The organism is Yersinia mollaretii ATCC 43969 (assembly GCF_013282725.1).
GTDB lineage: Bacteria > Pseudomonadota > Gammaproteobacteria > Enterobacterales > Enterobacteriaceae > Yersinia > Yersinia mollaretii.
In genome coordinates, this window is record NZ_CP054043.1 from 3,990,391 (window position 1) to 4,003,737 (window position 13,347).

Sequence of the window (13,347 nt, forward strand, 5' to 3'; positions counted from 1 at the left end):
TATTTTAATGCCCAATGGCATTTTTTTAACGCTAGTAACTACAATAAATGTAGTCACTAGAACTGATGGCAAAGTTGATTAGTGGGGGAAATGTGCCGAATGGGTCGTAACGGTGTAAACCGTCGGAGCACCTATCGATATAATCACCCCCGCAAATCACCGGGATATAAAATAGGTTTGTCAGCAATTTCTGACTAGGTAGCCTTTTTAAATGTCAGCCCCAAGGCCAGCCAAATACACCGTTATCAAGTGAGTGTGGTATGCAAAGAACCCGCTTTGAAAACACCCCCTGTCCGGTAGCCCGCTCTCTTGAGCGAGTAGGAGAGTGGTGGAGCATATTGATCATTCGTGATGCCTTTCAGGGGTTAACACGATTTGATGAATTTCAGCAAAGTTTGCAACTTTCACCCACCATTCTCACCCGCCGCTTAAAGTCTCTGGTAGAGAGCGGCATCCTTGAGAAGCGACTCTATAATCCTCGGCCTGCCCGCTATGAGTATTTATTGACCGAGCGTGGCAGCGATTTTTTCCCCATTATTGCTGCTCTGTTTCACTGGGGTAATCAGCATTTTGCGCCAGAAGGCCCCGCAGTGGTACTGGTGGATCGCCGAACGGGCGCACCTGTCGAGCCCATACTGCTAGACAGACAGACCGGGCAACCTATTCGCACCCAAGATGTCACTCTTGCGGCAGGCTCCGTCAGGAGCGATATAATTAATCAACGGTTGGCACTCATGCATGGCAAGCAGTCCGTCGATGCTATGCAGCTCCCCCACTCAATTGAGCCTCAAAAGGAAAAACAATGAATATGCGCCGCGTAGTGATTACAGGAATGGGTGTCGTTTCCCCATTAGGCTGTGGTATCGAAACTGTTTGGCACCGTCTGCTCGCTGGGCAATCGGGCATTCGTGTGCTACCCGATGAGATTGTCGGCGATTTGCCGGCCAAAATTGGCGGGCAAGTCCCCACCCTCGCGGCTGATCCCGAAGCAGGTTTCGATCCCGACAAAGCTGTCGCACCAAAAGATCAAAAGAAAATGGACCGTTTCATTGAATTTGCGATGGCCGCAGCAGATGAAGCCATTGCTCAGGCAGGCTGGCAAGCAGATGACTCAGAGAAGCAAGACCGTACCGCCACTGTCATTGGTTCAGGTATTGGCGGCTTCCCCTCTATCGCCCATGCCGTGCGTACCACCGACAGCCGTGGACCCAAGCGGCTATCCCCTTTTACCGTGCCCTCGTTTTTGGTGAATCTGGCCGCAGGTCACGTCTCGATTAAGCACCATTTCAAAGGCCCGATTGGCGCACCAGTCACTGCCTGTGCCGCAGGTGTGCAAGCCATCGGTGATGCCGTGCGATTAATTCGTAACCATGAAGCGGATGTTGCCTTGTGTGGCGGTGCTGAAGCCGCGATTGATAAAGTCAGTCTGGCGGGTTTTGCCGCCGCACGGGCATTATCAACCGGTTCAAATGATGCCCCAGAAAAAGCCTCACGTCCTTTCGATAGCGCCCGCGATGGTTTTGTGATGGGTGAAGGTGCCGGTTTATTGATTATTGAGGAGTTGGAGCATGCACTGGCCCGTGGTGCGCAACCTTTAGCTGAGATTGTCGGCTATGGTACCAGTGCCGATGCCTACCATATGACCTCAGGCGCTGAAGATGGCGACGGTGCTTACCGTGCGATGAAGATTGCTTTGCGTCAGGCAGGGATTTCACCCGCGCAAGTTCAGCATCTAAATGCTCATGCAACGTCAACCCCGGTGGGCGATCTTGGCGAAATTAACGCCATTAAGCATCTGTTTGGTGAGGGTAATACCTTAGCGGTAACCTCAACAAAATCGGCCACTGGCCATTTGCTAGGTGCCGCTGGTGGGCTGGAAACTATTTTCACCGTGCTGGCACTACGTGATCAAATCGTGCCCGCAACCCTGAATCTGGAAAATCTTGACCCTGCGGCTAAGGGGCTGAATATCGTGGCGGGAAAAGCTCTGCCACATGAGATGAGCTACGCCCTTTCAAATGGTTTTGGTTTTGGCGGAGTCAATGCCAGTATCTTGCTGAAACGCTGGGTAGGATAATTAAGGCAGCCAACAACGCTGCATCGTCAAGGACGAAGGGTAATTAACAACCTCCGCAATATGCGCATAAAGCGGAGGTTATCCCTTAGTCTGACAGAGAGCCGCTTAAGCGGTCACAGCCCTGTCCTCCATGGCTTGTCGCCAACCTCCTAACCAATGCGATCTAGCGTCTAAAGCTTGATAGGGACAAATTTCCCTTGAACGCCCTGAAATACCTGCCTGATAACCACGTGACAACGCCCTTTCCAGGCGATCTCTTTTCTGTCTCTTCATGCCTCGTTTCCCTCATCTTTCGGTCTGGTGGAAAGAAAACAGTGACCACTTTATGTGCAATCACAGTTAAGTGATAGTCCTTAAGAAACAGAAAAGCAATGCGCAATATTCACGCCAATGTCACATTTGTGAGCTATGCACGTAGAATGCGCTAAGTGATTGATTTGGGATGAGCGATGGTAATACTTTGATATTTAATGACAATCCTCTTTCATAGCAAAATTATTATTGCTAATGAAAGAGGATTAGACTGATTTAGAACAATATATTATTTAAGTCGTTGCAACTGAGCAGAGATTGTCCCAGCTTCCTGCTGCCAGCCCGCAGCCAAGGTGCGGATCAAAGCATCATAGCCATCTTCACTCTGTTTAAGCTCCAGATCGAATGGCTGCTTAATCAGTTGCCCCTGATGTTTCAGTATCCAGACACCACGGATGATGGCTCGGCCATCATAACGCCCATGGAAGCCAGTGACAGTCACATTGAGGACATCCTGATCACTATCCAGCGGCTGGGAAGAGACTAACCAGCCCGGCAGCGCGTAGCTCAGATTGGTGACCAACGTTTGTTGCAACTGCTGATCCAGCGGACTGGCCCATAGGTTGTTGGCGGCAATCACATATTGCACATCATTAGTTTGATAGACCACCCCCGTCGCGGCGAGATAATCCGCAACACCCACATGCTCAATCCACAGTTGCCTTGATGCCACACTGCTACTGGCCGTAACAGGTGCACTCATTGTCGGTAACTGATAATACGTTTTACTGGGTTCGCTGCTGCAAGCGCTGAGTAACAGCGCGGCGATAACTGCCATCCATTTCATCATTTTTTGGCCTTCTTAGGCTGAGGGTCCTGACTTCCTGCCGCTTCAAATACCAGCGCATTGCTCTTCTCATTCAGCGTCCGCAATACCGGTTGTAATTCACGCAAGACCTGATCTAATCGCTGCATATCGCCGACCATTTTATTGTAGGCCGGTGAACCAGGCTGGAAGCCTTTCATGCTGCGATTCAATTCGTTCAAGGTTTTTTGCAGATCTTGTGGCAGATCTTTCATCGCCGGACTGGCGGTAATTGCCGTCAGCGACTCCAACGTTTTTTGCGTCTCACGCATGGTTTTCTGACTCTCAACCAGCGTTTTCGTGACCTCATTCAGCATCGGATCCAGCGGCAGATTGTTAATCTTATCCAGCGTTTGCATCACTTTTTGCTGCATCTGCGCTAAACCGCCACTGACTGTTGGCAGTAATGGATAACCCGCCACCTCCAGCGGCCCTTTCCACGGTTTGGCATCTGGATAGAAGTCCAGATCAATGAACAGTGCGCCAGTCAACAAGTTGCCCGACTTCAATGATGCCCGCAGACCGCGCTCTTTGGCGGTTTTCAGTATCTGTTCGAAATTAGCATCCGGGCCTAAATCATTACGGAAACGGCCTGGCTCAATACGAATGAGTACCGGAATGCGGAAATCATTATCAACGCGCTGCTTCATCCCATCAGTGAAGAATGGCACATCCGCAACAGTTCCCACGCGGATACCTCGGAACTCAACCGGAGCACCTGACTGCAAACCACGGACTGAATCGGAGAAGAACAGCAAGAAATCCTCATGTTCCGTGTACAGTGAGTTTTGGATGCTGCTGCGGTTATCAAACAGCTTGAACTCAGGCTTATCTGTGGTGATGGGCTTACCTAGTTCTAAACCATCCGGGACATCGAAGCTAACTCCCCCACTGAACAAGGTTGCCAGTGATGCCATTTCGACACGCATACCCTGTGATGATAAATCGACGGCCACACCACTGTCTTTCCAGAAACGGACATTGGTGGTGACCAAGCTGTCATAAGGTGCGCCAATAAATAGCTGATAACGCATTAAGCGTGATTTAGCATCGAAAGTGCTGGTTTCCACCGAACCGACTCGATAGCCACGGAACAACACCGGATCGCCCGCATTCAACTGCCCAGCTTGCTCGCTATCCAGTGTGATGCGCAGCCCTTTGGCATCGGGAGAGGCCAGCGGTGGAGAGTCCAGCAAGGTGAACTCACTTAACGATTTACCTTTGCTGCCGGGTTGCAGCTCAATATAAGCACCGGAAAGCAGCGTTCCAAGGCCAGAAACACCTTCACGGCCAATCTGTGGCTTGACCACCCAGAATACGGTATCACTGTGCAACAGGGTATTCATGCCTGAATTCAACCGCGCCTGCACGATAACATGGTTGAGATCTTCACTTAACGTGACCTGCTCAACGACGCCAACATCCACACTACGGCTCTTTATTTTTGTTTTACCCGCTTCTATGCCCTCAGCATTCAGTGTGGTCATGACCACCTCTGGACCCTGATGGCTAAAATGGTAAAACAGTATCCATGCGCCAATCAGCGCAGTGACAATCGGGATGATCCACACGGGAGACCATCGCTTGATTTTTTCAATTTCCGCCACATTCTGGCTGGGATTATTGTCCGTCACCTTGCGGCTCCTTTTGGGTTGTGTCACTTATTCGATCCCAGGTTAACCGGGGATCAAAGGTCAATGCAGCGAACATGGTCAGGATCACTACCATCGCAAACAGTAGCGCCCCGATCGCCGGATAGATACTCATCAACTGCCCGATACGGACTAATGACGAGAGCACTGCAATAACAAAAACGTCTATCATTGACCAGCGGCCAACAAACTCGACGATTTCATAAATAAAATGCATACGTTCAGTGTCAGTATTGCCCTTACCTTTCGCATCCCAGCATAACCAGCCGATTGCTAACATTTTTAATGATGGCACCATGATACTGGCAATAAAAATCACCAATGCCACGGGGTAAGAACCTTCACTCCAGAGGAAAATCACCCCGGCCATGATGGTCGACCCCATTTGGCTACCCAGACTTTCGGTGATCATGATCGGCAGCAGATTAGCGGGGATATAGAGCAGGATCGAGGTGACGAGCAGTGCCATGGTCCACTGCAAACTGTTGCGGCGGCGGACGTAGCCCTGTGTATGACAACGGGGGCATTCTACCTGCGCTTGCGGCAAAATGGCAGTACAGCAGGAACAGGAGCGTAACCCTTGGCGCAACCCCGTGCGGCCCGGAATTAAGGGATGGGGTAACGCAGGTGCCGGCGCAATATCCTGCCACATCCAATGGCGGTCAATACATTGGAAAGCGCGCACTTGTAACACGCAGAATAGGCAATAGGGAATAAAACTGCTGCCTATGCCAATTTCGCCATAGGCCATCAGTTTGACAAAACTGACCAGCACACCGGCGAGGAAGATCTCCACCATGCACCAAGTTTTAAATTGAAATAACACCTTTGCTATCAATGCCTTCCAGCGGATTGGCATACGAACTCGTAAGCAAAGCAGAATAATTGCTACCATACAGAAGGCAGGTATCAACTGCACCAACACCATAAAGAGTGTTGCCATGCTGGCATAGTCATCTGCCAACATCACTTGAGGTATTTGGATCAGAGTGATTTCGCTGGTGATCCCCGCAACACGCATATTGACGAAGGGGAACATGTTCGCCAGTAAAAGCATAAATAGTGCGCTGATTGCATAACCCACCGGCCGTTTGCGAGGCTCGTCCCACCGCGCAGTCAGTGTGGTCTTGCAGCGCGGACATACCGCTTTGGTGCCATAAGGCAGAGAGGGTAAGGCCACTGACATGTCGCACTGCCGACACAGGATCACATTCCCTGTCTGCCCGGAGTGCTCGCCGTGCTCAAGTTGAATAATAGAACACAATATCTCATTCCTTACGGCTATTTATGCCCTTCATCATTGAAGGGCATAGCTGAACACCGTTCTATCAAGAGGCGTAATATAACAATAGACATAATATCATTATAAAGTGAGCTATTACGTCAGTTGATAGAACAATGACGGTGCGTTTTTAGCCGTTTTTCTGAGCTTCCAGCTCTTCCCAACGACCAAACGCGACTTCTAATGCCTGTTCGGCATCCGCTAAAGCTTTCAAAACCTGTTGTGTCTCTTCATGCGGGCGGGAGAAGAAATTGGAGTCGCTGACCTGAGCCTGTAACCCACTGATCTCATTTTCCAGCGTTTCTAGCTGTTGAGGTAACTGATCCAACTCACGCTGCAAGTTATAACTTAACTTGCCCGGTTTTTTAGCCGCAGGTGCGCTACTTTTTACCGGTGCTGATTTGGTCTCTTCAACCTTCGCCGCCACCTGACGGATAGGTTTTGCCTCAGCGCGCTGCTGGTGAGCATCATAATAACCGCCCACAAAGCTGCTTATTTGACCATTGCCTTCAAAGATCCAGCATTCAGTCACTGAGTTATCAACGAATTGACGGTCATGGCTCACCAGCAACACCGTGCCCTGATAGCTATCAACCATCTCCTCCAACAGTTCCAGTGTTTCCACATCCAGATCGTTGGTCGGTTCATCAAGGATCAGCAAGTTACTTGGCTTAAGGAATAATTTAGCCAATAACAGACGGTTACGTTCACCACCTGACAGTGCTTTCACCGGCGTCATGGCGCGTTTCGGGTGGAACAGGAAGTCTTGCAGATAGCCCAATACATGGCGTGAACGGCCATTGACCATCACTTCTTGCTTACCTTCAGCCAGGTTATCCATCACCGTGCGCTCTGGATCAAGCTCCGCGCGGTGCTGGTCAAAATAGGCCACTTCCAGTTTGGTTCCGCAATGCACTTTGCCGCTGTCGGCTTTAAGCTGACCGAGCATCAGTTTCAGTAAGGTGGTTTTACCACACCCATTCGGGCCGACCAGTGCAATTTTGTCGCCACGCTGAACTTGCGCGGTGAAGTCTTTCACCAGCACTTTGCCATCAACTTGATAGTTGACGTTTTCCAGATCAAAGACGATTTTGCCTGAACGCACGGTCTCTTCGACTTGCATCTTGGCCGTACCCATCACTTCACGGCGCTCTGAACGCTCCATCCGCAATGCTTTCAAGGCGCGCACACGACCCTCATTACGAGTACGTCGTGCTTTGATACCTTGGCGAATCCACACCTCTTCTTGCGCCAGCTTGCGGTCAAACTCTGCATTTTGCAGCTCTTCAACCCGCAGTGCTTCCTCTTTGCTGGCAAGATACAGCTCATAGTTACCCGGCCATGACACCAACTTGCCACGATCCAGATCGACAATACGCGTCGCCATTGCGCGGATAAAGGAACGGTCATGGGAGATAAAGACAATGCTGCCTTGGAAATCTTTCAGGAAACCTTCCAGCCAGTTGATAGTTTCAATATCCAAATGGTTGGTCGGTTCATCCAGCAGCAGCACTTTTGGTGAGCTGACCAGTGCGCGACCTAATGCCGCTTTACGTAACCAACCACCCGACAGTGATGACAGTTCAGCATCAGCCGATAGCCCCAACTGAACCAGCACTTCCTGAATGCGGCTATCTAACTGCCACAAGCCCTGATGGTCAAGAATTTCCTGCAAGGCGGCCAAGCGATTCAGATTCTTCTCGCTCGGGTCAAGCTCTACGTCGTGCAGCGTGGCATGATAAGCTTTCAGATGTTCTGCCTGCTCCTGCACCCCTTCTGCCACAAAATCAAATACTGTACCGGCCACATTGCGCGGAGGATCTTGTTGCAGACGCGCCACAATCAAATCCTGCTCATAAATGATACGCCCATCATCCAGCGCAACTTCTTTGCTCAGAATTTTCAGTAAGGTGGATTTACCCGCGCCATTGCGGCCCACCAGACAAACACGCTCGTTTGCCTCAATATGCAATTCAGTATTATCTAATAAAGGCGCGTCGCTGAACGACAGCCAGGCACCGGACATGCTAATTAACGACATAGTTTTTACTTTTCCTCGCGGCGGTGAGTCACCAGCCAGCAGTTGTGAATTTGACGATTACGGGCAAAGTCTTCGGATTGCGTCTGCGCGGTTATCTCTTTCGCTTCCAGCCCCAAGGCTTCTATCCCGGCCAAATCCATCTGGAAACCACGCTTATTGTTAGAGAACATGATTGTCCCCTGACGGCGCAGCAACCGTTTAAGTTCTTTCATCAGCACTAAATGATCACGCTGAACATCAAAGGTCGTCTCCATACGCTTGGAGTTGGAGAACGTCGGTGGATCGATGAAGATCACATCGAATTGCTCATCGGTATTACTCAGCCATGAGAGGCAGTCTGCCTGAATCAAGCGGTGCTGCTGACCGGTCAAGCCATTCACCCGCAGGTTCTTCTCAGCCCACTCCAGATAGGTACGCGACATATCTACTGTGGTTGTGCTCCGCGCCCCCCCCAGCCCAGCATGGACGCTTGCTGTTCCGGTATAGGCAAACAGGTTCAGGAAATCTTTGCCCTGACTCATTTTGCCCAGCATCTGACGGGCGATGCGGTGATCAAGGAACAGACCAGTATCAAGGTAATCGGTCAGGTTAACCCATAACTTGGCGTTATACTCACTCACCAATAGGAACTCACCTTTTTGTGCCAATTTCTCATATTGGTTTTTCCCCTTTTGGCGCTCACGCGTTTTCAACACCAACTGATTTGAGGGTAAATCCAACACTGCGAGCGTGGCATTAATGACATCAAACAGACGTTGACGCGCTTTTTGAGCATCAATGGTTTTCGGCGGCGCATACTCCTGCACCACAACTTTACTGCCATAGCGATCAACGGCCACATTGTAATCGGGTAAATCGGCATCATACAGACGGTAGCATTCGATGCCCTGCTGTTTGGCCCACTTATCCAGTTTTTTCACATTCTTACGCAGGCGGTTGGCGTAATCCTCTGCTACCTGTAAACCACTCGAGCCCTGCGGGTTAGCCGCTAACTGGTAGTTTTTCTGCACACAATCGAGCGGGCCATTTTTGGCTTTAAATTCGCGATCTGCGCGTAACTGCAAGCAACTCAGCAGTTCTGGCGAAGCACTGAACAGTGACAAGCGCCAGCCACCAAAAGCGGTTTTCATGATGCGACCGAGCATATTATGCAGTGCAATCAATGCCGGTTCGCTTTCCAGACGCTCACCGTAAGGCGGGTTACTGATCACTGTGCCCACAGGCCCTTCGGGCAATGGATTCACCAACTTGCTGACGTCATTGGCATTAAAGGTAATCAGTTCTGATACCCCAGCACGGCGGGCGTTGGCGCGTGCCATCTCAATCACTCGGCGGTCAATATCAGAGCCGAAGAAGCGGGAGGTGGTCTCCTGCAACCCCGTGCGGGCGCGGACTTGCGCTTCTGTGGTCAATTCTCGCCAGAGATCTTCGTTAAACGCACTCCAGCCCGTGAACCCCCAATGTGACCGATGCAGACCCGGCGCACGATCAGATGCCATCATGGCGGCTTCTATCAGCAAGGTGCCGGAACCACACATGGGATCGACCATTGGCGTACCCGGCTGCCAGCCAGAACGCTGAATGATGGCCGCTGCCAGATTCTCTTTCAGCGGAGCCTGACCGGTCAGATCACGGTAGCCTCGCTGGTGCAGGCCTTCGCCACTCAGGTCAAGTGCCACACTGGCCATATCTCGTTGCAGGAAAACATTGACGCGGATATCCGGTTGCTGCTTGGCAACCGTCGGGCGCTGATCCAGCTTGCGGGTGAAGCTATCCACAATGGCATCTTTGACTTTCAGTGCACCATACTGACTGTTGCGGATTTCGTCATTCACGCCGCTAAAATGCACGGCAAAGGTTTTGTCTAAGCCAAAAATGGATGGCCAATCAATCGCCTGCACCCCAAGATACAAGTCCAAGTCACTGTAAACTTTAAATTCGTTAAGCGGTAACAGGATGCGCGAAGCCAGTCGGCTCCACAGCAAACTTTGGTACATGAGTCGATCGTCGCCCTGAAAATGTACCCCACCCTGTACTATTTTACAGTCGTGAGCGCCCAGCGCTTCGAGTTCGCTTTTTAACAGTTCTTCCAGTCCACGCGCCGTGCTGGCAAACAGAGAGTTCATATCGCACTATCACCAAAAAGAAAATTGTTGCGCATTATAGCTAATCCCAGCGGCTTGTCATAAAGTTGCTCCTTCTAAATTTAATACTCGCACGGAGGCAATGGTGATTACCCTCTCTCGACTCTACGTTCATCCCGTGAAATCCATGCGCGGTTTGCAGCTTTCTCATGCACAAGTCAGCAGCAGTGGATTAGCCTTTGACCGCGTATTTATGATTACTGAGCTGGATGGCACTTTTATTACTGCGCGTCAGAATCCAAAGATGGTGATGTTTACACCGGCATTAATGTCGGATGGTTTATACCTCACCGCCCCCGATGGCGAGAGTGCCAGTATCCGCTTTAATGATTTTTTAGCCAATGCCGAACCGACCGAAGTTTGGGGAAATCATTTTACTGCGCTGATTGCCCCTGCCGATATCAACAACTGGCTCAGTGGTTATTTTCAGCGCGAAGTGCAATTGCGCTGGCTTGGCACGGAATTAACCCGCCGGGTAAAACCCATGCCAGAAGTTCCACTCTCTTTTGCCGATGGCTTCCCTTACCTGCTGATCAACGAAGCCTCCTTTAAAGAGTTACAGCAACGTTGTCCCGGCAGTATTAAGCTGGAACAATTTCGGCCCAATTTAGTGGTGACCGGCGCCAGTGCATTTGCTGAAGACAGTTGGAAAGTGGTTCGGGTCGGCGATATTACCTTTGATTTGGTTAAGCCATGCAGTCGCTGCGTATTAACGACAGTCAGCGTTGAACGCGGGCGGAAGCATCCCACTGGCGAACCATTACGGACACTACAGACATTCCGAACGGCGGAGAATGGCGATATCGATTTTGGTCAAAATATGGTGGCCAGAAACAGCGGTATTATTCGGGTCGGTGATGAAGTCGAAATTCTGTCAACCAAACCACCACGCCCCTATGCCGCAGGCACAGTGATTGAAAGCGTTAATGCGCCACAAGATCAATCCAAATCGGTATCAATTGAATATAATGGCATCCGCTTTGATGGCAATAATCAGCAGGTGTTATTGGAACAATTGGAACAGCAGAATATCCGTGTTCCCTATTCATGCCGGGCTGGGATATGTGGCAGTTGCAGAATTACATTAGTGAATGGCGAGGTTGCACCGTTAAAACAAAGTGCCATTGGCAATGATGGGACTATTCTTTGTTGCAGCTGTATCCCTAAAGGCAATATTACACTTATAGGTAAATGAGTCTTTTAAAAGATGAGGATATTAGACCGCCCGGTCAAAGACTGAGGCGGGATAAGTCTCTTCAATCACTAGTGGCAACAAGCGGTCATTCATTATTTTTATCGCATCGCCCAGCACGAGCTGACGCCCAGCTAATATGACCTGAGACTGCGCTAATAAACATAAGCTGGCAGAGTCGCCTGATTCAACCACTAACAAACGAACATCTTCTCCGCTATCTAATACTTTGACTACAGCCAACTCCGCATTTTGCGGCGCAAAAGATTTAGGCTGTTGAGCAAAATACCAGCTTTTGGGCATTAACGGTTTTAAGTAACGAAATGCGACCAGTGCGTTTAACACCAATTCGGATCGTTGTTCATTGCTCAGATTAATTTGGCGACATTGATCTTCAAATTCAAAATAGAGCGCAGCATCGTCAACACAAAATGCAGATTCATCAAAAGCGTCTGGGGTCAGCATTTTAGACGGGAAGCGTGAGCGAAATATCATACCATTGGCTAAATCCAACATCAGTCGGTCGTGTTCGGTATCAAAATACCAACGCCATTTATCATCTGGTTTAATTCGCATATTCTTCCTTCTCGCCATGCTACCAACATCATTGACTCAATAACTGAGTATTCACCCATCGAGGGGGATTAAATTCATGTGAGGCTTTCGCTGTATATTTAATCTACCGGAGTAAAATATAGACGAGCCGGAGGAAGAAATAAACCCCCCGACCTGTAATGAAGATAAATAATTAGATATGAGTGACGATATTCTTAATCAAACCTGGCCCACGGAAGATAAATCCGGAATAAATTTGAATTAAAGAAGCACCAGCAGCCATTTTTTCTCGAGCAGCCGTAACCGAATCAATTCCGCCGACACCTATAATGGGTAGACGCCCTTGTAGTTCTTGCGATAAGCGGCGAATCACTTCAGTGCTACGTAATTGTAATGGTCGGCCACTTAAACCACCGGCTTGTTCGCAATAATCTAATCCTTGAATGAGAGAGCGGTCGAGTGTTGTATTAGTTGCAATAACACCATCTATATTATGGCGAACTAAACTGTCGGCTATTTGGATCAACTCTTCTTCTGTAAGATCCGGTGCGATCTTTACTGCAACCGGAACGTACTTATTGTGTCGTTCGCGCAGCTCAGTTTGCTTATTTTTAATTGCTGCTAACAAGTCATCTAATGCTTCGCCGTACTGTAAGGATCGTAATCCCGGTGTATTAGGTGAGGAAATATTAATCGCAATATATCCAGCGTATGGATATATTTTATCCATACAAATCAAGTAATCCTCTTTGCCTTGTTCTACTGGCGTATCTTTATTCTTGCCAATATTAATACCTAGAATACCGCCAAAATGTGACTTTTTGACGTTTTCAATTAAGTTATCAACCCCATGATTATTAAACCCCATCCGGTTGATCAAACCTTCGGCCTCAACGATCCTAAATAATCTTGGCTTGTCATTACCGGACTGTGGTCGTGGTGTCACTGTGCCTACTTCGATAAAGCCAAACCCCATTGCGCCTAGTGCATCTATACACTCGCCGTCCTTATCCAGACCCGCTGCCAAACCTAATGGGTTTTTGAATGATAGCCCCATGCAACTTACCGGTTTCGTTGGCACCGACTGACGAACCAAAAATTCGAGCGGTGTACCGGTAACACGTTTTAACTGGCGAAACGTGAATTCATGAGCACGTTCTGGATCAAGTTGAAATAGTGCTTTTTTGACGAGAGGATAGTACATGTGATCTCCTAAGCGACCAGCGACAAAGCGTTAGCGGGTGTTCAGTCTGTCGTTTTACAGCCAATGGCGTTCAATTTATGTGA

General features: G+C 49.4%; 11 protein-coding genes. 3 read left to right on the forward strand and 8 right to left on the reverse strand.

Annotation, left to right across the window (positions count from 1 at the left end; genetic code table 11):
- Positions 1-260: 260 nt before the first annotated feature.
- Both HRD69_RS17815 and fabF read left to right on the forward strand, forming a co-directional pair.
- Complete coding sequence (locus tag HRD69_RS17815) at positions 261-806, forward strand: winged helix-turn-helix transcriptional regulator (RefSeq protein WP_004873783.1); 546 nt, start codon at positions 261-263, stop codon at positions 804-806.
- Positions 803-2,077: a beta-ketoacyl-ACP synthase II gene (gene fabF, locus HRD69_RS17820; protein ID WP_032813167.1), complete on the forward strand. Its 1,275-nt coding sequence runs from the start codon at positions 803-805 to the stop codon at positions 2,075-2,077. The genes HRD69_RS17815 and fabF overlap by 4 nt, the downstream gene beginning before the upstream one ends.
- Positions 2,078-2,182: 105 nt before the next feature.
- On the opposite strand, the gene rmf is transcribed toward fabF, so the two are convergent.
- From rmf to rlmKL, 6 genes are all read right to left on the reverse strand, one after another.
- Positions 2,183-2,350: a ribosome modulation factor gene (rmf, locus tag HRD69_RS17825; protein WP_005170911.1), complete on the reverse strand. Its 168-nt coding sequence runs from the start codon at positions 2,348-2,350 to the stop codon at positions 2,183-2,185.
- A gap of 268 nt (positions 2,351-2,618) precedes the next feature.
- Positions 2,619-3,179 carry a membrane integrity-associated transporter subunit PqiC gene (gene pqiC, locus HRD69_RS17830; RefSeq protein ID WP_032813165.1) on the reverse strand — a complete coding sequence of 187 codons (561 nt, stop codon included), beginning with the start codon at positions 3,177-3,179 and terminating at the stop codon, positions 2,619-2,621.
- Positions 3,176-4,828: an intermembrane transport protein PqiB gene (pqiB, locus tag HRD69_RS17835; protein ID WP_032813164.1), complete on the reverse strand. Its 1,653-nt coding sequence runs from the start codon at positions 4,826-4,828 to the stop codon at positions 3,176-3,178. Before pqiB ends, pqiC begins: the two co-directional genes overlap by 4 nt.
- Positions 4,815-6,032, reverse strand: coding sequence for a membrane integrity-associated transporter subunit PqiA (gene pqiA, locus HRD69_RS17840; protein WP_032813162.1), 1,218 nt, complete (start codon positions 6,030-6,032; stop codon positions 4,815-4,817). Before pqiA ends, pqiB begins: the two co-directional genes overlap by 14 nt.
- A gap of 226 nt (positions 6,033-6,258) precedes the next feature.
- Positions 6,259-8,169, reverse strand: a complete 1,911-nt coding sequence (locus tag HRD69_RS17845) for an ABC transporter ATP-binding protein (RefSeq protein WP_032813161.1) — start codon at positions 8,167-8,169, stop codon at positions 6,259-6,261.
- A 5-nt stretch (positions 8,170-8,174) separates the two neighbouring features.
- The gene (gene rlmKL / locus HRD69_RS17850) at positions 8,175-10,295 is read right to left on the reverse strand and encodes a bifunctional 23S rRNA (guanine(2069)-N(7))-methyltransferase RlmK/23S rRNA (guanine(2445)-N(2))-methyltransferase RlmL (protein WP_004873778.1); all 2,121 of its coding nucleotides are present in this window, start codon (positions 10,293-10,295) and stop codon (positions 8,175-8,177) included.
- Positions 10,296-10,395: 100 nt separating this feature from the next.
- Here rlmKL and HRD69_RS17855 point away from each other — a divergent pair, with 100 nt between their 5' ends.
- Positions 10,396-11,508 (forward strand): YcbX family protein, encoded by a 1,113-nt coding sequence (locus tag HRD69_RS17855; RefSeq protein ID WP_004873777.1) that lies wholly within the window; start codon positions 10,396-10,398, stop codon positions 11,506-11,508.
- A 21-nt stretch (positions 11,509-11,529) separates the two neighbouring features.
- Here the strand turns inward: HRD69_RS17855 and HRD69_RS17860 are convergent, their stop codons facing one another.
- Positions 11,530-12,081 (reverse strand): cell division protein ZapC, encoded by a 552-nt coding sequence (locus HRD69_RS17860; protein WP_004873776.1) that lies wholly within the window; start codon positions 12,079-12,081, stop codon positions 11,530-11,532.
- Positions 12,082-12,253: 172 nt separating this feature from the next.
- The gene (gene pyrD, locus HRD69_RS17865) at positions 12,254-13,264 is read right to left on the reverse strand and encodes a quinone-dependent dihydroorotate dehydrogenase (protein ID WP_004873775.1); all 1,011 of its coding nucleotides are present in this window, start codon (positions 13,262-13,264) and stop codon (positions 12,254-12,256) included.
- Between the last annotated feature and the right edge of the window lie 83 nt (positions 13,265-13,347).